Here is a 20,351-nt window from a genome sequence, read left to right on the forward strand (position 1 = left end):
TGCGCGGGCTCCTGCGGGCGCACCTGACGACGGAGGACGGGACGATGGCGAGCACGACGACGCGGCGGGCCTCAGGGCCTCTCGTCGTGGCGCCCGCACGCCCGGACGTGAGCGCACAGCGCCGGTTCGACCTGCACCGCACCGACCACATCGACCATTCCTGCGGCGTCCACCTCGTCTGACCGGGCGTGCGCCCGACCAGCCCCCGAGCCGTCGCAGGGACATCCCTGGGCGGCTCTCGTCGTCCCGGGCCGGGAGCCCCGCCACGGGGCGTGACGCAGACGGGAGACGGCGCCACCATGACCGACGTCCTGGTGCTCAACGCGGGCTACGAGCCGCTGCACCGTGTGTCGGTGCGGCACGCGATCCACATGCTGGTGCGTGAGGTGGCTGTCGTGGAGGAGTCGGTGGTGGGCCGCACGTTCGGCCCCTACCCGTTGCCGCGCGTGCTGCGCCTGGTGCGGTACGTGACCATGCGGTGGCGGTACCGGCGCGGTCACGCCCCGGCGTGCACCAAGGCTGGCGTGCGGGCCCGGGACGGCCGGTGCGCGTACTGCGGGGGACCGCCGGACACGGTGGACCACGTGCTGCCACGCTCGCGGGGCGGGGCCTCGTCGTGGCTCAACCTGGTCGCGGCGTGCTCGGCCTGCAACGCGCGCAAGGCCGACCGCACGCCCGAGGAGGCGGGGATGACCCTGCTGCTGGTGCCGCACGTGCCCGACGACGGGTGGAGACCTGCGGCGTGATCGCGACGTGGGGGCGGCTTTCCGTCAGTCCTTGACTCCGGGTGATGAGGTCCACCTAAGTTAGGTCCGGCTTACCTCCTGGTACGCCCCGGTGGCCCGCCGCCGGCTCCCTGATGCTGCCCGGAGGATCTCGCATGGCTGCTGCCCTGCCCCAGACCGACGCCCGCACCCTCCCCGCCGGCGCGGTCCTCGGCGCCCTCCCCGGCGCCGCCCCTGCCGCGGCTGCGGGCCACGACTCCGACGCGCTGCTCCACGGACGCTCGGCGGACCGCTACGCCACCCTGCTCCACGAGGTCGTGGACGACCTCGCGACCCGGCTGCGGTCGGTCGACGCGCCGCACTCCGGGACGGCCCGCTCGCGGCTGCAGGAGCTCGTCGACGGCGTCGACCTGGACACCGCGGTCGGCGAGGGCGCCGCGCTGCGCGAGGCGGGCGACCTGTACGCGCAGCACGCCGTCTGGTTCCACCACCCGGGGTACGCGGCTCACCTCAACTGCCCGGTCGCCGTGCCGGCCGTCGCGGCGGAGGCGATGCTCGCGGTCGTCAACACGTCGGTCGACACCTACGACCAGTCCACGGTGGCCACCCTCATGGAACGCCGCCTCGTGGCGTGGACGTGCGCGCGCATCGGGTTCCCGGACGGGGACGGCGTCTTCACCTCCGGGGGCACCCAGTCCAACCTGCAGGCCCTGTACCTGGCCCGCGAGCACGCCCTGCGCGGCCTGGGCGGGTCCCGGACGGCCGCGCTGGGCCGGTTGCGGGTCCTCACGACCGCCGCCAGCCACTTCTCGGTGGCGCGCTCGGCGATGCTGCTGGGCCTGGGCGACGCCGCCGTGGTCACGGTGGGCACCGACCATGACGGCCGCATGGACCCCGACGCGCTGGCCACGGCCCTGGTCGACGTCGCGCGGGCGGGGGACGTGGTGATGGCCGTGACGGTCACGGCCGGCACCACCGACCGCGGGGTCGTGGACCCCGTCGACGCGGCCGCCGACCTGTGCGAGGCGACCGGGACCTGGCTGCACGTGGACGCCGCGTACGGTGGCGGGCTGCTGGTGTCCCCGACGCGGCGCCACCTGCTCGCGGGCGTCGAGCGGGCCCGGTCGGTCACGGTCGACTTCCACAAGACGTTCTTCCAGCCGGTCTCCTCCAGCGCCCTCCTGGTGCGTGAGCCGGGCGACCTGCGGGCGGCTGCGTGGCACGCCGACTACCTCAACCCGGCCGCCGAGGCCGCCACGGAGGACCCCGAGCCCAACCAGGTGGACCGGTCCCTGCAGACCACCCGCCGGTTCGACGCCCTCAAGCTCTGGGTGACCCTGCGGGCCCTCGGGCCGGACAAGGTGGGGCGGATGGTCGACGCCGTCTGCGACCTGGCCGCGCGCGTGCGGGCGAGCCTCGAGACCGACCCGGAGCTGCGCCCGCTCGGGGTCACCGACCTGAGCACCGTCCTGTTCCGCTACGAGCCGGACGGCCTCGACCCGCACACCGCCGACCGCCTGGTGCCCCACGTGCGCCGCGTGCTGCTCGAGTCCGGCCGGGCGATGGTCGCCCGCACCGTCGTGGACGGCACGCCCTGCCTCAAGCTCACCCTGCTCAACCCGGACGCCACCGACGCCGACGTGGCCGCCGTGCTCGACCTCGTCCGCTCGGCCGCCCGCGGCCTGCTCGCCGGTGAACGCCTCACCACCGGCGAGCAGCCACCGTGCCGTGACGTGCACCCCCACCTGCCGCGGACGGAGGGGGAGACGCGATGAGCACGGAGCACAAGACCCACGACGTCGTCGGCGTCGGCCTCGGGCCCTTCGGGCTCGGCCTGGCCGCGCTCGCACAGCCGCTGGCGGACGTCGACGCCCTCTTCCTCGACCAGGCCCCGGAGTTCCGCTGGCACCCCGGCATGATGATCGAGGGCTCCACCATCCAGGTGCCGTTCCTGGCCGACCTGGTCACGATGGCAGACCCCACCTCGCCCTACTCGTTCCTCGCGTTCCTCAAGGCCACCGGACGCCTGTACCCCTTCTACGTCCGCGAGTCGTTCTACCCGCTGCGCGCCGAGTACGACGCGTACTGCCGGTGGGTGGCCGCCCAGCTGCCCACCCTGCGCTGGAACCGGCGGGTGGTCGCCGTCGAGCACGACGAGCCCGCCGACACCTTCGTCGTGCGCGCCGACGTGCTCGGCCCGGACGGCACCGCGGCGGTCCAGGAGACGTATCGGGCACGTCATGTCGTGCTGGCCCTGGGCACCCGTCCCGTCCTGCCCCAGCCGCTGCGCGCGCTGGCCGCCGACGTCGCGCACCGCCCCGAGGCAGGACCCGTGGTGCACAGCGCCGACTACCTGCCGCACCGCGAGGCGCTCGCGGCGAGCGGAGCCGTCACGGTGGTCGGGTCGGGGCAGTCGGCGGCGGAGGTGTACCGCGACCTGCTGGAGCAGGTCCACGAGGGCGGGCCCCGCCTCGACTGGGTCACGCGGTCGCCGCGGTTCTTCCCGATGGAGTACACCAAGCTGACCCTCGAGATGACCTCGCCCGAGTACACCGACCACCACCGGTCGCTGCCGCTCGAGCTGCGCCAGCTCCTGGCCCGCGAGCAGCGGGGGCTGTCGAAGGGCATCAGCTCCCGCCTGGTGGACGACATCTACGACACGCTCTACCGCAAGAGCGCCCTCGGCCGTCACGTGCCCACGACCCTGCTGACCGACACGGAGGTGGTCGCGGCCCGGCACGACGAGACCACCGGCGAGCACGTGCTGACCCTGCGGCACGCCCAGCTCGGCCGCACCCACGAGCACCGCACCCGGGCCGTGGTGGCGGCGACCGGGTACGCCTCCGCGGTACCCGGCCTGCTCGATCCCGTGCGGCACCTGGTGCGCCTGGACGAGCTCGGCAGGCTCGACCCCACCCGCGACTACCGCCTCGACGACGCCGGACGCCTGCACGTGATGGGCGTCGAGGAGCACACCCACGGGGTCACCGCCCCCGACCTGGGCTTCGGCGCGTGGCGCGCCTCGGTGGTGCTCGCCGACGTCACCGGGCGCGAGCCGTACCCGGTCGAGCACCGTACGGCGTTCCAGACGTTCGGCCTGCCCGACGACGCCGGCCCGGGGCCCGCGCCAGGCGCCGGGGGCGTGGCCGGTGGGAACGGGTACGCGAGGACCGACGAGACCGCCCCGGAGGCGACCCGATGACCACCACCGCGCCCGTCACGTCCGCTGCCGTCACGTCCGGCTCCGCCGGGGCCCCGCACGGCACGGCACGCGCCGGCGTGCCGCCGCTCACGATCGAGCCCGTGGACCCCGGACGGGACTCAGCCGCGCTGCACTCCTGGCTGGCACACCCGCGCTCACGCTTCTGGGACATGACCGACCGCACGCCGCAGCAGGTCCGCACCTACCTCGAGACCGTCGTCTCCGACCCCCACCAGGACGGCTGGCTCGGACGGGCCGACGGCGCGCCCGCCTTCTACGTCGAGACGTACGACCCGGCCCGCGCGCTGGCCGACGTGCTCGACGTCGAGCCGGGCGATGTCGGCATGCACCTGCTCGTCGCCCCGCCCACGGGTGAGCCGGTGCCGGGATTCACCTCGGCGGTCATGGCCGCGGTCGTGCGCTTCTGCCTGCAGCCGGCCACCGGCGCGGGCCCTGGCCTGGGCGCCGCGCGCGTGGTCGTGGAGCCGGACGTGCGCAACACCGCCGTCCTGGCCAAGAACGCCGCGGCGGGCTTCCGCGTGCTGCGCGAGGTGGACCTGGTGAGCGACGGCAGGCGCAAGCGTGCGGCGCTGAGCGTGTGCACCCGCGCCGACCACGCCACGAGCCCGCTCGGGGCTGGGTACGCGGGCGTCCACGACCCGTACGCCCACCTGCGGCCGGAGCCGGCCGCCCACGCCCACCGCCACCTGGTCGCCAAGGCGATCGCCGAGCTGGCGCACGAGCGGCTGCTGGTGCCCCGCGCAGCCGGGCGTGAGGGCTGGTGGGCCCTGGAGACCCCGGGCGGACGCGCCCGGTACACGTTCGCGGCGCGGGTGCTGCCGCTCGACCACTGGCTCCTCGACGAGGCCACGCTCACCCGGGAGATCGACGGCGCACCCGCCGACCTCGACGTGCTGGAGCTCGTGCTGGAGCTGCAGCAGACCCTCCAGGTGCCCGACGACCTCCTCGCCGTCTACCTCGAGGAGCTGTCCTCGACGCTCGCCGCCGCGACCGCCAAACGACAGCGGGCGCTGGAGCGTGGCGGCCCCACCGCCGCCGACCTGCTCACGGCCACCTACCAGCAGACCGAGGCAGCCATGACCGAGGGCCACCCCGGCTTCCTCGCCAACAACGGCCGCATCGGCTTCTCCCTGCCCGACTACCAGGCCTACGCACCCGAGAACGGCAGACGGGTGCGCCTCGTGTGGGTCGCCGCACGCCGCGAGCACACCCACCTGGCCCTCGGCGCAGGCCTCGACGAGCGCACCCACCTCGCCCAGGCGCTGAGCCCCGACGAGCACGCCGCGTTCGCGCAGCGCCTCGCCGACCGCGGCCTCGACCCCGACGAGTACCACTACCTGCCCCTGCACCCCTGGCAGGCCGAGCACCGGCTGCCCGTCACGTTCGCCGCCGACGTCGCGCGCGCCGACCTCGTGCCGCTCGGCCCCGGCGGCGACGAGCACCAGCCCCAGCAGTCCATCCGCACGTTCTTCAACCTCACCCGGCCGGGCGCCCCCTACGTCAAGGTCGCCCTCGCCATCCAGAACATGGGGTTCCTGCGCGGGCTGTCACCCAGGTACATGCGCGACACCCCGGCCATCAACGACTGGGTGGCCGACCTCGTCGCCGCCGACCCCACCCTCGCCGCCGCCGGCTTCACCGTGCTGCGCGAGCAGGCCGCGCTCGGGTACACGGGGGACGTCTACCACCGCACCCCGGAGCCGAACGCCCACCGCAAGATGCTCGCGGCGCTGTGGCGCGAGAACCCGGTGCCCCGCGTCACCTCCGGCGAGCGGCTCGCCACCATGGCCGCCCTCCTGCACCGCGACCACCACGGCGACGCCCACGCCACCGCCCTCGTGCGCGCCAGCGGCCTCGACCCCGCCGACTGGCTGCGTGCCTACCTGCACGCCTACCTGCGCCCCCTCGTGCACTGCCTGCTCGGTCACGACCTCGCCTTCATGCCCCACGGCGAGAACCTCGTCCTGGTGCTGCGCGACCACGTCGTCGTCCGCGCATTCATGAAGGACGTGGGGGAGGAGGTCGCCGTGCTCGGCCCCCGCCCGCTCCCCGCCGCCCTCGAGCGTGTCCGCGGCGTCACTCCCGGCGACGAGAAGGCGCTCGCGGTCTTCACCGACGTGTTCGACGGCGTGCTGCGCCACCTGTCCGCGATCCTGGAGGCCGACGGCGTGCTGCCGGCCGCCCGGTTCTGGTCCCTGGTGGCCGAGTGCCTCGACGCGTACGAGGCGGACCACCCGGACCTCGCTCGTGGCCTGGCGGGTGATGTCGACCTGCGTGCCGAGCGCTTCGCCCACTCGTGCCTCAACCGCCTGCAGCTGCGCAACACGCTGCAGATGGTGGACCTGACGGACCAGTCGTCGTCGCTGCTGTACGCGGGTCAGATGGCGAACCCGGTCGCGCGCGCGGCGCGCACGGGGGCGGACCGCGCCGTGTGAGGTGTCCCGCACCCGTCAGCGAGGTGCGGGGGCCGGGTCCCGCAGCAGCGTGCCGCGCCTTGCCGTGGCTGCGCTGCCGTGGCGCGGGCGATCGCCGCGCGCCACGGTGACCTCCGCGCTCTTCACCCTGTGTCTATATTTGCCCGGCTGTCGCCCAACCGTGGTGATGGTCGCCGCCGTCGTGCGCTCGTGGCACGAGGGGGCAGGGGTTCACGATGACAGGGGGAACGGTGCCAGGTTCGAGGCTGACCAGCGCCGATGTCGCACGCAGGGCCGGGGTGTCACGCTCCACCGTCAGCTACGTGCTCAACGAGACACCGGGCCAGCGGATCTCGCAGGCGACGCGCGAACGGGTGCTCGAGGCCGCACGCGAGCTGGGATACACCCCGTCCGCGGCTGCCCGGGCGCTGCGTTCCGGGCGTTCCGAGGTGGTGCTGTGCCTGCTGCCCGAGCTCCCGGACGGGTACACCGTGGGCGGGTTCCTGCAGACGATGTCCGCTGCGTTCGCCGAGCGCGGCCTGACCCTGGTGGCGCACCCCGTCCCCGCGGACGACGTCCGCCTCGGCCGCGTCTGGCGCGCTGTCGCGCCCGCCGCCGTCGTCGGGCTGACGCAGCTGACACCCGGAGAGATCGCGGACCTGGAGCCGCTGGGGGTCCCGGTGGCCGAGGTCGTCTGCGGGGACGTCGACCACGACCTGCCGCGCGTGGTGCTGCCCGACTGCACGATCGGGGTCACCCAGGCTACCCACCTGACCGCGCAGGGGCACCGGCGGATCGGCTACGGGTACCCCAGGGACCCGCGCCTGGCCGCCTTCGCGGACGTCCGGCTCGCGGCCGTCCGGGAGGCGTGCGCCGCCGCGGGCGCCGAGCCGCCGCACGTCGTGATGACGGGCGCCGATCCGGAGGACGCTGCCGAGGCGCTGCGGGAGTGGGGCGAGGCGGGCGTCACGGCAGTGTGCGCCTACGACGACCACCATGCGATGGCCGTCGTCGCCGGCGCCTCGACCCGCGGCCTGCGGGTCCCGGACGACGTGGCCGTCATCGGCGTGGGTGACCTGCCCGCCGCGCGCTGCTCGGTGCCTGGGCTGACGACCGTCGCCGTCGACATGCGCCCCTACGCCGAGCGCCTCGCCCGCATCGTGCTCGACGCCCTGGCGCTCACCAAGGCTCCGGGCGCCGGCCAGGACGACGTGCAGGAGCCGGACGAGGGCGGGCACGTCTTCGTGGGCGACGCCGTCGACGAGACCGACGGCGTGGCGCTGGTCGTGCGGGCCACCACCTGACTGCACGCCGCGCGTCGCCCCGCCGGCCGCCCGAGGCCGGGCGTCGGGCTCGTCAGCCGGTGGCCCCGGCAGAGACGAGGCGCGCGACGAGCTCTCGCGCCGGGGGAGTGGGCGATCCCACGGTCAGGGCCAGGACGCGACGGGCCGCCCCGGGGAGCGGTGCGGTGACGATCCCCGGGTGCTGGTGCGCGCGGACGGCGAGGGCGGGCAGCACGCTGACTCCCGCCCCGGCGGCGACGAGGGCCTGCACCGCCACGTAGTCGTCGGTCTCGAACGCGATGCGGGGGGTGAACCCGGCGGCGGCGCACCGCGACACGAGGTCCGCCCGGCAACGCTCGCACCCGGCGATCCACTCCTCCTGGGACAGGCGCGCCAGGTCTGCCGGCCCGGTGGCGCCCGCGCCCCGGACCAGGTGCAGGGGCTCGTCGAGCACCGGCGTCACCTCGAACCTGCCGAGGTCCGACATGCCGTCAGGGTGGTCGCCGGGGCGCCCGGCGTCGGTGTGCTCGAAGACGAGGGCGACGTCCACGTCGCCGGCGGCGAGCGCGGCGACGGCCTCGGGCGGCTCGGCCTCGACGAGCCCGACGCCGAGGCCCGGATGGTCGCGGACGAGGGCCGCGATGGCCTCGGGCACGACGGTCGCCAGCGCGGAGGGGAACGCGGCCAGCCGCGCCCGCCCCGCCCGCAGCCCGGCGAGCGCGTCGAGCTCGCGGCGGGCGCCCTCGACCCGGCCGAGGATCTCCTCCGCGCGGGCGGCGAGCAGGCGGCCCGCCTCGGTGAGGCGTACACCCCGGCCCACGCGCTGCAGGAGGGGGATGCCGGCCTCTTGCTCGAGGCGGGCCAGGTGGTGGCTCACCGACGGCTGGGCGTAGTGCAGCTCCCGGGCGGCGGCGGTGACCGAGCCGGTGCGGGCGACGGCGGCGAGCACGCGCAGGCGTGTGAGGTCCAGGTCGGCGGCCATCTGCTCACCCTAGCGCCCATCCATCATCCTGATCGATGGGTGTGGGGGAGAACTCGTATTGGACCTATGAGTCGGACCGGCGGCACCGTGGACCCATGACCGCCGCCTCGCCCGCAGCCCCGACCCTCCGCGACGTCCTGGCCGCCCAGCACCGTCTGGCAGGCCAGGTGGTGCGCACCCCGGCCCTGAGCCATCGTGAGCTCGACGACGCCACCGGGGCCGCGGTCGTCGTCAAGCACGAGAACCTCCAGCACACCGGGGCCTTCAAGGTACGAGGAGCGCTCAACCTCCTGGCCGCGGACGACGCCCCACGACGCCAGGGCGTCGTCGCGTACTCGACCGGCAACCACGCCCAGGCGCTGGCGTACGCGGCGGCGCGCGCCGGCACGCCCTGCACCATCGTCATGCCGGAACGCCCCAACCCCCTCAAGGAGCGCGCCGTGCGCGGGCTCGGTGCCGAGGTGCTGCTGCACGGCGCCACCTTCGACGACGCCCGCGCGCACGCCCAGGAGCTCGCCGCCCAGCGCGGCGCACGCCTGGTCGGCGCCGCGGACGAGCCGCTCCTGGTCGCGGGGGTGGCCACCGCCACGCTCGAGCTGCTGCAGCAGGCCCCTGACCTGGACGTGCTCGTGGTACCCGTCGGAGGAGGGTCCGGCGCCGCCGCGGCCTGCCTCGTCACGGCTTCCCTCGCGCCCCACGTCCAGGTCGTGGCGGTGCAGTCCGCCGCATCACCGGCGGCGCACGACTCCTGGCGTACCGGCGCGCTCGTCGAGCGCCCCAACCGCACACGGGCCGAGGGGCTGGCCGTGGGGCGCGGCTTCGCCCTGACCCAGGAGCTGATGCGCGGGCGCCTGGACGACTTCCTCCTGGTCACCGACGACCAGATCTCCGCCGCCCAGCGTCTCTACCTCACAGGCGCGCGCACCGTAGCCGAGGGCGCCGGCGCCGCCGCGCTCGCCGCCGTCCTGGCCGCCCCGGAGCGGTTCGCCGGCCGGAGCGTCGGCGTGGTCTGCTCGGGCGGCAACGCCGGGGAGGAAGAGCTGCGGCGCGCCCTGGACGCGTGAGCGGGACCCGTACGCCCTAGCCTGCGGGCATGGCCCGCTACTTCGACGTCCACCCTGTCGACCCGCAGCCACGGGCGGTGGCACAGATCACCGCGATGCTCCGCGAGGGTGCGCTGATCGCCTACCCCACCGACTCGAGCTACGCGCTCGGGTGCCGCACGGACTACCACGAGGGCACGGACCGGATCCGTGCGGTGCGGCGCCTGGACGACAAGCACCACTTCACGCTCGTCTGCGCGGACTTCGCCCAGCTCGGCCAGCTCGTGCGGCTCGACAACAGTGCCTTCCGCGCCATCAAGGCCGCCACCCCGGGGCCCTACACCTTCATCCTGCCCGCCACGCAGGAGGTGCCGCGTCGCCTCGCTCACCCGAAGAAGAAGACCGTGGGCGTGCGCATCCCGGACGACCGCGTCGCCCAGGCCATCCTCCGGGAGCTCGGAGAGCCGCTCCTGTCCTCCACCCTCCTGCTGCCCGGTCACGAGGAGCCCCTGGCCGACGGCTGGCAGATCAAGGAGGAGCTCGACCACGTGCTCGACGCCGTGGTGGACGGCGGTGAGGTGCTCGCCCAGCCCACCACGGTGGTGGACTGGTCCGAGGGCTACCCGCAGGTGGTGCGCGAAGGAGCGGGCGACCCGGCCCGGTTCGCGTGACGCCCGTCGCCGTGCGCCCCTACCCAGTAGGGTCGGCGTCATGAGCGACCGTGGACTCGAGCTGGCACGCGACAAGATGACGACCGCGGGGGTGGCTCCGGCCGCGATCGACACCTTCTCCCGCTTCTACCGCCTCCTGGAGTCCGGGGCGACCGGCCTCGTCCGCGAGGCCGACGTCGAGCCCCTGCCCCAGCTGCCGCGGGCGCACGACCTCGACCTGGACGACGCCGCAGCCTCCGCCGCGCTCGCCCAGACCGCGATCATCAAGCTCAACGGCGGCCTCGGCACCTCGATGGGCATGGACCGGGCCAAGTCGCTGCTGCCCGTCCGCACGGACGACCAGGGGCGCGACCTGACGTTCCTCGACGTCATCGTGGGTCAGGTCCGCGCCGCCCGCGCCGCGACCGGTGCGCGCCTCCCGCTGGTGCTGATGAACTCCTTCCGCACCCAGACGGACACCCTCGCGCTCCTGTCGCGCTACGACGACCTCGCCGTCGAAGGACTCCCGCTGGACTTCCTGCAGAACCGGGAGCCCAAGCTCCTGGCCGACACGCTCGAGCCCGCCGAGTGGCCCGCGGACCCCGACCTCGAGTGGTGCCCGCCCGGCCACGGAGACCTGTACCCGGCGCTGCACGCCTCCGGCGTGGTGCGGGCGCTGCTGGACGCCGGGTTCCGCTACGCGAGCGTCTCCAACTCCGACAACCTGGGCGCCGCCCCGGACGCCCGCATCGCCGCGTGGTTCGCTGCCTCCGGCGCCCCGTACGCCGCAGAGATGTGCCTCAAGACCCCCGCCGACGTCAAGGGCGGCCAGCTCGTGGTCCGCAAGAGCGACGGACGCATCATCCAGCGCGAGACCGCCCAGACCCACCCGGACGACCTCGAGGTCTCGCTCGACCCGGAACGGCACCGCTACTTCCACACGAACAACCTCTGGTTCGACCTCGAGGCGCTCGCGGCCGAGCTGGACCGGACCGGGGGCGTGCTGGAGCTGCCCCTGATCCGCAACGAGAAGACGGTCGACCCGGCCGACGGCTCCTCGCCGAAGGTCGTGCAGATCGAGTCGGCGATGGGTGCGGCGGTGGCCGTGTTCGAGGGGGCGCAGGCGATCGAGGTGGGCCGTGAGCGGTTCCTGCCGGTCAAGACGACGAACGACCTGCTCGTCCTGCGCTCGGACGTCTACGAGCTCACCGACGACCACCACCTGGTGGCCCGGGTACCCGCGCCGCTGGTCAAGCTCTCGGGCGTGTACAAGACGATCGCGCAGTTCGACGAGCGCTTCCGCTCCGGGGCGCCGTCGCTGCGCAGGGCGACCTCGCTGACGGTCGACGGCGACTGGACGTTCGGGCAGGGGGTCGTCGTCGAGGGCGACGCTGTGCTCTCCGACGCAGGCACGGCCCGGACGGTACCCGACGGCGCGACCGTGACCGGGGCCGGGGTGGTCGACGCGGGCGGCGCCCAGTCCTGACCGCCCGGCCGCCGGGCCTGACCGCTGGGTCTGCTGAGCGGCACGCCCCCTGGGGACGCCGCGACCTCGGTGGCCCCTAGAAGGGCGTGCCGAGGTGGCGGTGGGGTGAACCGGCAGGGGACGGCGCCGGGGCCGCCATGAACAGCTGGTGAACATCGCCCGCCGTCGGCGGTGGCGCCTTGAGCGCCGCTGTCGGCGGCGGCACCCTCGCGACGTGCCACGTCGTGCTGCCCTCGCCCCGCCGCGTCCGGCGCGGCCCGCTGCTCTCCCGCAGCAGGTCGACGTCGTGGTGGTGGGAGCCGGGATCGTGGGGCTCGCGCACGCCGTCGAGGCCCGGGCGCGGGGAGCGAGCGTGGTGGTGGTGGAGCGGCACGCGCACGCCACCGGCGCTTCGGTGCGTGCGCTGGGTCATGTGGCTGTCACAGGGCAGGACGGCCCCACGCTGGCGCCCGCGCTCGCCTCCCGCGACCGGTGGCTCGCGCTGAGCCGCCAGGCCGGGTTCGTGGCGCACGAGTCAGGGGCGCTGGCCGTGGCGCGGGTGGAGGACGAGCTCGCTGTGCTCGAGGACCTGGCGGCGGCCCGGGACGGGGCGGTCACGCTGCTCGACCGGGCGGGCGTGGCCGCGCGCCTGCCCCGTGCCACCGACGGCGTGGTGGGCGGGGCGGTGCTCTCCATGGACCTGCAGGTCGACCCGCGCGAGGCGGTGCCGGCCCTGACGGCGTGGCTGGCACGGCAGCCCGGGGCGTCCGTGGTGCACGCGACGGCGGTGGTGAGCATGGAGCCGGGTTCGGGGCGCACGCTCGTGCGCACCACGCGGGGCGACGTCGTGGCACGTCGTGTCGTGGTGGCTGTGGGCCACGACGTCGACGGGCTGCTCCCAGAGGTGGGGGAGGCGCACGGTCTGCGGAGGGTGACGTCGCAGGTGCTGCGGGCGACGCTGCGCAGCACGGGGGAGGCCCTGCCGGTGGTCGCGGGCACCGCGCTGCTGCGCCAGCCGTGGGTGGCGCGCTCACCGCACCACCGACGGATCCTGGTCCGCCTGGAGGACGAACGGCCCCGGACTGTGCGTGCTGGCGTCGCGCTCGTGGTGACGCAGCACGCGGAAGGCCGCGTGGACGTCGGGTCGACGCGGCTGGAGGCTCCGGCGGCGGACCCGTTCCGGCAGGAGGCCCTCGACGACCTGCTGCTGACCGAGTCCGCGCTGGTCCTGGGGGAGGTGCCACAGGTCGTGGAGAGGTGGAGCGCGGTTCAGGCGACGGCACCGGAGCCGTTCGTGGTCGCCCGGCCGCAGCGAGGCGTGCTGGCCGTGGTGGCCAGCGGGGGTGACGGGATGACGACGGCGCTGGGGCTGGCGCAGCGCACGGTGGAGGGGTTCTTCTGAGACGGGCGGCGTGCGCTGCTCAGGCGGGGACGTCGACGATGCGGCTGGCGCCCGGCACGGGGGTCAGCGCACCGGCGGACGCCGCGGCGAGGTCGTCGGTGAGGCGCCCGACCCGCTCCGGCGGCACGAGGAGCGTGAAACGTGCGACCTGCGTGTACAGCGGTTCCCCGAGCACTGCTCCGTGGGTGCCCGCCCAGTCGCGCAGCACGTTGTCGATGCGGCCGGCGTCTGCGTGCGCGACGTCCACGGTGACCTCGGTGAGGACGCGCCGGTGGACGGGACGGGCGAGGTCGAGCGCCTCGGAGACTGCGGAGGAGTAGGCGCGCACGAGACCGCCGGCACCGAGGAGGATGCCGCCGAAGTACCGCGTGACCACCGCGACCACGTCGGTCACCGCGCGGTGACGCAGCACCTCCAGCATGGGCACCCCGGCGGTCCCGGAGGGCTCGCCGTCGTCGGAAGACCGCTGCTGGTCTGCGTGCGACCCGACGACGAGGGCGACGCAGTGGTGCCGCGCGTCCCACATCTCCTTGCGCAGGCGTGCGACGACGGCGTCGGCCTCCTCCACGGAGGTGACGGGGGCGAGGTGCGCGAGGAACCGTGACCTCTTGATGACGAGCTCGTGGTCGACCGGGGCGGCGATCGTCGACGGCAGCTCGGCAGGCATGTCGTGAGCCTAGCTGGCGGCACATCGTCCAGGAGGTTGAATAAAAGTGTGCCAAGCCGCACCATAGACCTGTGCCGGACGAGCAAAGGAGCCACGAGCAGAGAAACCCCGCACCCGCCACCGGTCCGGGGCGCTACCCGCGGCCGGTCGTCGCCCTCGACGAGGCGGAGTGGGTCTGGCGCGAGCTGGGCGTCGAGGCCCTGCGGCCCGGCAGCAAGCCGGAGACGGTGCGCCTGGCCGTCGTCGCGGGCCTGACGCGCGCGACGGGCGCCCGGTACGGCGACCTGCTGCGCGTGCGTGTCGACGACCTGGACCTGGGACCGCTCGGGCCTCGGGCGGGGGAGGGGAGCGCCCTGGTGCGCCACGGCAAGCACCGGACCCCCCGCCTGCACAGGCTCTCCCCGGAGGTCGTGGTGGTGCTGCGGCACTGGATGGAGGTGCGCGAGGAGCTGGCTGCGGAGCTCGAGGGTTCGGTGCCGCGCGCGCTGCTGCTGACCGTCCACCACACGCACGACAACGGCACCACGGTCTCGAGCGGCCTGCCCATCACCAAGCAGGGGCTCGTGCTGTCCTGGCGGCGCTTCGTGCTGCGTACCAACGCCAGGTACGGGGCGCTGCGCCCACCGCTGCCCACCCGGTTCGAGCAGGTGCGCCGGGCGTGGACCGAGGCCGGCGTGCCCGATCCGGGGAGGGAGCTGACGGCACCGCCCGAGGCGGGTTGACCGGGCTCCCAAGAGGGCGCCTCTGTCTCTCCTTCCTCATAAATAGTGTGCCAAGCGCCTACTGAACCACGTCCCGGCCCGCACACAAGCGGGAGCCTGGACAAGAGGGGTCAGCCCGTCGGGCCGGTAGCACGCCCGAGCAGGGGCGCTTCCGGGCGTGACCCAGGGAGCTCGTGGAAGCCGAGCCGCTCGTAGAACGCACGAGCCCCGGTGTTGCGCGGGTCGTAGCCCAGATGGACGCCCGGCACGTCACGCTCGGCGAGGACGTCGCACAGCGCGTCGACCAGGCGCCGGCCCCAGCCCTGTCGCTGAGCCTGGGGCAGCAGGTCCACGTGCAGGTGCGCTGGGTAGGAACGGAGCACGGCAGGAACCGGCGGGAGCATGCGCTCGGGGTGCACGCCGTCGTGCAGCAGCCCCGAGCCGGCACCGCCCCTGCGCCCGGTCTCCACCAGGGCGGCCCCCGGGTGGCGCTCGAGGAAGCCCGGCGTCCACTCGTGGTGCCAGCGCTCCACGAACTGCTCCGTGTCCGGGGCACCCAGCACATAGCCGACGAGCACGCCGTCGGGCACCCGCAGCACGGCGTCATGAGCTCCCGTCCCGTCGTCGGACAGCACCAGCACCAGCGCCGTGGCGGGCTCGAGGTCCACGTACGGCAAGGCGTACACGTCGGGCAGGAGAGAGTCGTCGGGGTACAGGCCGCGGGCGTCCTCGCCCGCGTCGCCCGTACGGACGCACACCTCGGCGACGGCGTCACGGTCTGCCGGGGTGTAGAGACGGATCCGGCCGGTCACGGCGGAACGCTACCGCCGTGACCGGCCGGACGCCGGGACTCGTGGCCCTACAGGGCCTTGCGGGCCTCGCGCGCGGCGTCGAGCTCCGTCACCGCACCCTCGGTCGAGAGCGCGCCGCCGGAGTTCTCCAGGTGCGCGCGCACGAACCAGTGGAACTGCTCCAGGTCCCGCAGGTGCCCGATGAGCATGTCGTTGGTGACGTCGTCGATCTCCTCGGTGTCCGTGGCGGCCTTGCGGTGCGCCTCGATCACGCCCCGGTAGACCTCGTCCAGCGCGCCCAGGTGCTCGATCGCGGTGGCGCGGCCCAGGGAGTAGTCCTCCCAGGTCCGCGCCTCGACCAGCGCGCCCGGGGTCCCCACCGGGGCGACGCCGAGCGTCGCGATGCGCTCGGCGATCTCGTCGACCATCGCGCGCACGGCGTCGACCTGCGGGTCGAGCATCTCGTGCACTCCGATGAAGTTGGGCCCGACCACGTTCCAGTGGATGTGCTTGAGCGTCAGGTGGAGGTCGTTCAGAGAGTTGAGGCGCTCCTGGAGGATCTCCGCGGCCTTGGCCCCCTCCTCGGGAGTCAGGGACGGGACGGTGTAACGGGGGAGCGACATCGGAACCTCCGGTTCTCTCGCGGTCAGCTGTCCCGTCCATCGTGGTACCGGAGCGCGAGCCACGCGACCGCGAGCAGGGCGAGCGCCCCCACGAACGCCCCGACGTGCACGGGGTGACCGGCCGCAAGGAGGGCGGCACCGCCGATCGCGACCGTCACCCCGACGACGCCCACGTCCCGTACGGCGGACCGGGCCAGCGCGGTCACGGTGACATGCGTGGACCACGCCACGTGGCCGGCCCACCAGCCCAGCCGGACCACCACGTGAGCCAGCGGTGCGAGCAGCAGCACCGCGGGGTCCATCGGGGCCGAAGGGGAGCCCAGCAGCAGGGCGCCCGCCGTCACCACGGCGCCCAGGGCAGGGCCGTGGCCGGGTCGCAGCAGCGCCCAGCCGGCCAGCCCTGTCGCTGCCACCCCTGTCGCGGTCGCGAGCAGCTCGGTGCGCGCCCCAGCGGCCAGCACCATCAGGACCACGGACGCCACGAAGAGGACGCGGAGCAGGCCTCCGGGCACCCACGGACCGGTCCGCGCACGCACGCGCGGCAGCGGCCTGCCGCGCAGGCGCACCGCCCGGACCCGTACGACGGCCCGCTCGCCCCACGTGTCACCGAGGCGGCGGGCCGTGCCCACCAGCGGGCTCATCGAGCCACCCCGGTGCTGGGACGGTGCTGCTGCGAGCGCCGGACGAGGGCCTCGAGCCGTCGGCGGGCTTCTGCCCGGTCATGGCCGGCCCAGGGCAGCACGGGGACGGCGCGTGCTTCGAGGGCGCGCACGCGGTCTGTGCGTTCCATGGCGGTGATCTGCCAGGCGGTGCGGAGGTGGTTCTCGGGGACGGGGCGTACGTGCGGGAGGGTGTCGATGACGACGACGGGTGTGCCGTGCTCGGTCCAGGCGTCGGCGAGGCGGACGGGTTCGTCGTCGAGGAGCGTGGTGAAGAGGTAGACGATCGCGTCGGCCGGGAGCTGGGGCGGCCGTAGGCGCCGTGCGGGCGTGCCGGTGGGGGCGGCCAGGGCGAGCGCGTGGGTGAGGCGGCGCAGGTGGCGGTGCCCGGTGGCTGGGGCGAGGGGGCGGCTGCGGCGGCCGAGGTCCTCGAGCCCGACTCTGGTGCCGGTCTCCACGAGCGCGGTGGCGACGGAGGCTGCGGCGTGCCGGGCGAGGTCGAGGGAGGTGGGTTCGTCGACGCGCTGCGGTTCGGTGCCGCGCCAGGTGTGCAGGTCGGGTCCGACGTCGTCGCGGGAGTCGACGACGAGCACTGCGGTGGCCTCGGCGCCTGCGTGCGTGCGCCGGACGTAGAGCTCGTCGAGGTGGGGGGAGCGTCGTGCGGTGGCTCGCCAGTCGATCCTGCGGGCGGGGTCGCCGGGGGTGATCGGGTGGATGTCGCGCAGCTCGCTGCCGTCGCCGGTGCGGCGGGAGGTGCGTGGTCCGGTCAGCCCGCGGAGGCGGGGGGAGAGGGGGACGCGGCCGAGCGGCTCGGCCTGGGGCAGCACGAGCGTGTCGGGGGCGTGGTGTGTGGTGGGGGTCTGGCTGCTGGCGCCGTGGGTGCCGTGGGCGATCAGGTCGGCGCGGAAGGTGGGCCAGGGGCCGGTGCGGACGGAGGACAGGTGCAGGGGCACCTGGGTCTCGGCTCGGCCGGTGATCAGGAGGTCGGCGGGTCGGTGGCCCGGGGCGGTGACCCGTGCGCGCACGACGTCGGTGCCGGGGGCTGGTCTCAGCAGGAGGGAGGCGGCGGCCTCTCCGGGGGCGGTGGTGGTGGCTGGTGCCTCGAGGTCGGCGGTGGTCGGTTCGGTGGGGCGTGCTGTGCGGCCGAGGGTGGGGGCGAGCACCAGGGGGACGCCGAGCAGGGCGACGTCGGGGCGCGAGAGGAGGAGGCCGACGGTCAGGAGGATCACGCCGGCTGAGGCTGCTGCCGCCGCTGAGGGTGCGCTGCGCCACCCGGGGGCGGTGGAGGAAGGGGCGGCGGGGGAGGTGGCCGGCTCCGCCTGGTTCATCGGTGCGCGACGGTGGCGGGGCCGGGCACGGAGGCGAGCAGCTCCTGCACCACGTCCTGCGCGCGTACGGCGGACGCCCACGCCGTGGGTGTGAGGGTCACGCGGTGGGCCAGGACGGGGACGGCGACCCGCTTGACGTCTTCCGGGAGCGTGTACGCCCGCCCGTCGAGCACGGCGACGGCGCGGGCCAGGAGCAGGAGGTTCTGGGAACCGCGGGGTGAGGCCCCGACCTCGAGCGCCGGGTGGGAGCGGGTGGCGGCGGCGAGGTCGACGCAGTAACCGACGACGTCGGTGTCGACCTCGACGGCCTCGACGCCCGCCTGCATCGCCAGGACGGTGGTGGGGTCCACGACGGCGGCGACGGGTGCGGTCTCCTCGCGCCGGGCCACGCGGCGTGCCAGCACCTGCCGCTCCTGCTCCGCGTCGGGGTAGCCGACGGCCAGGCGCACCATGAACCGGTCGAGCTGCGCCTCGGGCAGCGGGTAGGTGCCCTCGTACTCGACGGGGTTCGAGGTGGCGACGACGTGGAACGGTCGGGGCAGTGGCCGCGTGGTGCCGTCGACCGAGACCTGTCGCTCCGCCATGGCCTCCAGGAGCGCCGACTGCGTCTTGGGTGCGGTGCGGTTGATCTCGTCGGCGAGGAAGAGGCCGGTGAAGACGGGACCGGGGCGGAACTCGAAGGTGCGGGTGGCCGGGTCGAACACCGACGACCCGGTGATGTCGCTCGGCAGGAGGTCCGGCGTGCACTGGAGGCGTGCGAAGTCGAGGCCGAGCGCGGAGGCGAGGGATCGGGCGGCGAGGGTCTTGCCGAGGCCGGGGACGTCCTCGAACAGGACGTGCCCGCCGGCCAGCACGGTGGCGAGCGCGATCTCGAGGGAGTCGCGCATGCCGACGACGGCGGTGCCCACCTCGTCGAGGACGCGGCCGGCGAGGTCGGCGACCTGGGGGACGGGCAGCGGCGCAGGGGTGTCCGGGGTGGTGGGGGTGGTGCTCATCGGGGGTCCCTTCGGGCGTCGGGGGCGGCGACCAGCCGGTCGAGCGCGGTGATCCAGGTCTGCAGGGTGCGGGGATCGACCTGCCGGGCGGTCTCCAGGCTCTGCACCACCTCGGGGTCGAGGAGGTGCAGGGCGCGGTCGCGGTGGGTGGTGGCGTCGGTGGGGCCGTGCCCCCAGCCTGCGAGGACCTGCGACGGCTCGCGCACGAGGCCGTCCCAGCGGACCTGGTGGGTCGCCAGGCGCGCCGTGGCGATCCCGCGGACCCGGCGCAGCACCCGTTCGGTCACGTGCCCGTCTCGGGTGAAGGCCGCCCAGCCGAGCTCGCTGACGTCGCGCCGGCCTCCTGGCCGCTCGTGCCGGGGCGGGTCGTCCCACTCCGGCTCCGGCGGGGCCGAGACCCGCGCCACGAGCGCGGTCGCCAGCACGGCGGCGGCCAGCAGCGCGGCGTGCGGGGCGTCGAGCCACCCTGCCGCGCACAGTGCCACGGCGGTGGCCGTCGTCACGCCGACGACGGCCACCGCCCGACCACCGGCTCGGACCCGACCCACCACGCGGTCCACCACGCGGTTCACCACGCCGGCCTCTCGACCGCGCGGGCGATGCGCTCCAGCGCGGTGCGCGCTGCGGCGACCTGCTGTGCGGTCACGGGCCGGGACGTGAAGCGCGCCTGCTGGTACAGGCGCCGCAAGGTCGCGACGTCGGCCGGCGGCGCCGGCGAGACCGCCAGGAGACGGCCCGTGAACTCGGTCGCGGTCTCGGCGGCGACCCGCTCCCAGCCGTGCCGCTCGGCGGCGTGCTCCAGCTCCACCCACGCGGCGACCACCGCGTCGTGCGGCTCCCGGACGTCGTCGAGACGCGCCAGCGCTGCGGCCACCGCGTCGTCGAGGGCCGACAGGTCGACCTCGGTGCTCCCGCCGCCGAGCGTCCCGCTCCCCGGTGCGAGCGTGTCGGCCTCCGGGACGACGTCACGCCCGGCGGCACGCAGGGCTGCGATCACCCGCCGCGCCACGACCACCAGCAGCAGGGCCACGACGACGCCGACCAGCGTGAGGAGCCACGTCACCGGCGAGACGTCGGTCGGGGCCACCTCCTCGCGCGGGCCGAGCTCCTGGGCCGGCGTCGGGGCGGGCGGCATCGACACCGGCGCACCCGGGACCAGGTCCGGCACCGGCAACGACCAGCGCCACGGCGTACCGGTCGCGGCCGCCAGCACCACGGCGGCGAGCAGCACGACCACCACCGCCGCACCGCCCGTCCGCCCCCGCACGCCGGCCTCAGCCGGCCGCGAGCGCCGTGGCGTGGGTGCCGGCGGCGGCTGCGGTGATGAAGGCGGCGGGGTCGGCGTGCAGGTCGCGGCCCATGGTGGACAGGGGGGTGGGGGTGTGGGTGAGGGCGTGGAG

The 20,351-nt window shown here is 75.0% G+C and carries 20 protein-coding genes; 11 read left to right on the plus strand and 9 right to left on the minus strand.

Translation table 11 applies throughout. The annotated features are described in order from the left end of the window. The first annotated feature begins 44 nt into the window (after positions 1-44). The 6 genes from DNL40_RS16505 (at position 45) to DNL40_RS14265 (ending at position 7,666) form a co-directional block, all read left to right on the plus strand. The gene (locus DNL40_RS16505) at positions 45-182 is read left to right on the plus strand and encodes a hypothetical protein (RefSeq protein ID WP_179951088.1); all 138 of its coding nucleotides are present in this window, start codon (positions 45-47) and stop codon (positions 180-182) included. A 117-nt stretch (positions 183-299) separates the two neighbouring features. Then, on the plus strand, positions 300-746 hold the full coding sequence (locus DNL40_RS14245; RefSeq protein ID WP_111251953.1) for an HNH endonuclease: 447 nt from the start codon (positions 300-302) through the stop codon (positions 744-746). 134 nt (positions 747-880) lie between these two features. Beyond that, on the plus strand, positions 881-2,500 hold the full coding sequence (locus tag DNL40_RS14250) for a pyridoxal phosphate-dependent decarboxylase family protein (RefSeq protein WP_111251927.1): 1,620 nt from the start codon (positions 881-883) through the stop codon (positions 2,498-2,500). Continuing rightward, positions 2,497-3,927, plus strand: a complete 1,431-nt coding sequence (locus DNL40_RS14255) for a lysine N(6)-hydroxylase/L-ornithine N(5)-oxygenase family protein (protein WP_111251928.1) — start codon at positions 2,497-2,499, stop codon at positions 3,925-3,927. The genes DNL40_RS14250 and DNL40_RS14255 overlap by 4 nt, the downstream gene beginning before the upstream one ends. Beyond that, positions 3,924-6,383 carry a GNAT family N-acetyltransferase gene (locus DNL40_RS14260; RefSeq protein ID WP_111251929.1) on the plus strand — a complete coding sequence of 820 codons (2,460 nt, stop codon included), beginning with the start codon at positions 3,924-3,926 and terminating at the stop codon, positions 6,381-6,383. The genes DNL40_RS14255 and DNL40_RS14260 overlap by 4 nt, the downstream gene beginning before the upstream one ends. Before the next feature lie 215 nt (positions 6,384-6,598). Further along, positions 6,599-7,666: a LacI family DNA-binding transcriptional regulator gene (locus DNL40_RS14265; protein WP_111251930.1), complete on the plus strand. Its 1,068-nt coding sequence runs from the start codon at positions 6,599-6,601 to the stop codon at positions 7,664-7,666. 52 nt (positions 7,667-7,718) lie between these two features. Here the strand turns inward: DNL40_RS14265 and DNL40_RS14270 are convergent, their stop codons facing one another. Beyond that, positions 7,719-8,627, minus strand: coding sequence for a LysR family transcriptional regulator (locus tag DNL40_RS14270; protein ID WP_111251931.1), 909 nt, complete (start codon positions 8,625-8,627; stop codon positions 7,719-7,721). A 95-nt stretch (positions 8,628-8,722) separates the two neighbouring features. On the opposite strand from DNL40_RS14270, the gene DNL40_RS14275 reads away from it, so the two are divergent. The 4 genes from DNL40_RS14275 (at position 8,723) to DNL40_RS14290 (ending at position 13,187) form a co-directional block, all read left to right on the plus strand. After that, positions 8,723-9,691, plus strand: coding sequence for a threonine ammonia-lyase (locus tag DNL40_RS14275; protein WP_111251932.1), 969 nt, complete (start codon positions 8,723-8,725; stop codon positions 9,689-9,691). A 29-nt stretch (positions 9,692-9,720) separates the two neighbouring features. After that, positions 9,721-10,341, plus strand: coding sequence for an L-threonylcarbamoyladenylate synthase (locus DNL40_RS14280; protein WP_111251933.1), 621 nt, complete (start codon positions 9,721-9,723; stop codon positions 10,339-10,341). A gap of 40 nt (positions 10,342-10,381) precedes the next feature. After that, positions 10,382-11,806 carry a UTP--glucose-1-phosphate uridylyltransferase gene (locus tag DNL40_RS14285; RefSeq protein ID WP_111251934.1) on the plus strand — a complete coding sequence of 475 codons (1,425 nt, stop codon included), beginning with the start codon at positions 10,382-10,384 and terminating at the stop codon, positions 11,804-11,806. Between the two features lie 214 nt (positions 11,807-12,020). Further along, entirely contained in the window at positions 12,021-13,187 is a 1,167-nt protein-coding gene (locus DNL40_RS14290; protein ID WP_179951090.1) for a TIGR03364 family FAD-dependent oxidoreductase, read from the plus strand. Between the two features lie 19 nt (positions 13,188-13,206). On the opposite strand, the gene DNL40_RS14295 is transcribed toward DNL40_RS14290, so the two are convergent. Then, the gene (locus tag DNL40_RS14295; protein ID WP_111251936.1) at positions 13,207-13,854 is read right to left on the minus strand and encodes a YigZ family protein; all 648 of its coding nucleotides are present in this window, start codon (positions 13,852-13,854) and stop codon (positions 13,207-13,209) included. Between the two features lie 71 nt (positions 13,855-13,925). Between DNL40_RS14295 and DNL40_RS14300 the strand changes: the two genes are divergently transcribed. Beyond that, positions 13,926-14,576: a site-specific integrase gene (locus DNL40_RS14300; RefSeq protein WP_111251937.1), complete on the plus strand. Its 651-nt coding sequence runs from the start codon at positions 13,926-13,928 to the stop codon at positions 14,574-14,576. Between the two features lie 110 nt (positions 14,577-14,686). On the opposite strand, the gene DNL40_RS14305 is transcribed toward DNL40_RS14300, so the two are convergent. The 7 genes from DNL40_RS14305 to DNL40_RS14335 all read right to left on the minus strand — a co-directional run bounded on the left by DNL40_RS14305 (position 14,687) and on the right by DNL40_RS14335 (position 20,218). Further along, a complete protein-coding gene (locus tag DNL40_RS14305; protein WP_111251938.1) occupies positions 14,687-15,367 on the minus strand; it encodes a GNAT family N-acetyltransferase in 681 nt (226 codons plus the stop codon). Positions 15,368-15,414: 47 nt separating this feature from the next. Next, on the minus strand, positions 15,415-15,969 hold the full coding sequence (locus DNL40_RS14310; protein ID WP_111251939.1) for a Dps family protein: 555 nt from the start codon (positions 15,967-15,969) through the stop codon (positions 15,415-15,417). Positions 15,970-15,992: 23 nt separating this feature from the next. Next, positions 15,993-16,610, minus strand: a complete 618-nt coding sequence (locus DNL40_RS14315; protein WP_111251940.1) for a hypothetical protein — start codon at positions 16,608-16,610, stop codon at positions 15,993-15,995. Further along, positions 16,607-17,857 (minus strand): DUF58 domain-containing protein, encoded by a 1,251-nt coding sequence (locus DNL40_RS14320; RefSeq protein WP_281268470.1) that lies wholly within the window; start codon positions 17,855-17,857, stop codon positions 16,607-16,609. The genes DNL40_RS14315 and DNL40_RS14320 overlap by 4 nt, the downstream gene beginning before the upstream one ends. Positions 17,858-17,952: 95 nt before the next feature. Continuing rightward, positions 17,953-18,951, minus strand: coding sequence for an AAA family ATPase (locus DNL40_RS14325; protein ID WP_111251942.1), 999 nt, complete (start codon positions 18,949-18,951; stop codon positions 17,953-17,955). Beyond that, the gene (locus tag DNL40_RS14330; RefSeq protein WP_111251943.1) at positions 18,948-19,526 is read right to left on the minus strand and encodes a hypothetical protein; all 579 of its coding nucleotides are present in this window, start codon (positions 19,524-19,526) and stop codon (positions 18,948-18,950) included. The genes DNL40_RS14325 and DNL40_RS14330 overlap by 4 nt, the downstream gene beginning before the upstream one ends. Then, a complete protein-coding gene (locus tag DNL40_RS14335; protein WP_111251944.1) occupies positions 19,520-20,218 on the minus strand; it encodes a DUF4129 domain-containing protein in 699 nt (232 codons plus the stop codon). The genes DNL40_RS14330 and DNL40_RS14335 overlap by 7 nt, the downstream gene beginning before the upstream one ends. Between the last annotated feature and the right edge of the window lie 133 nt (positions 20,219-20,351).

The organism is Xylanimonas oleitrophica (assembly GCF_003244315.1).
Taxonomy (GTDB): domain Bacteria; phylum Actinomycetota; class Actinomycetes; order Actinomycetales; family Cellulomonadaceae; genus Xylanimonas_A; species Xylanimonas_A oleitrophica.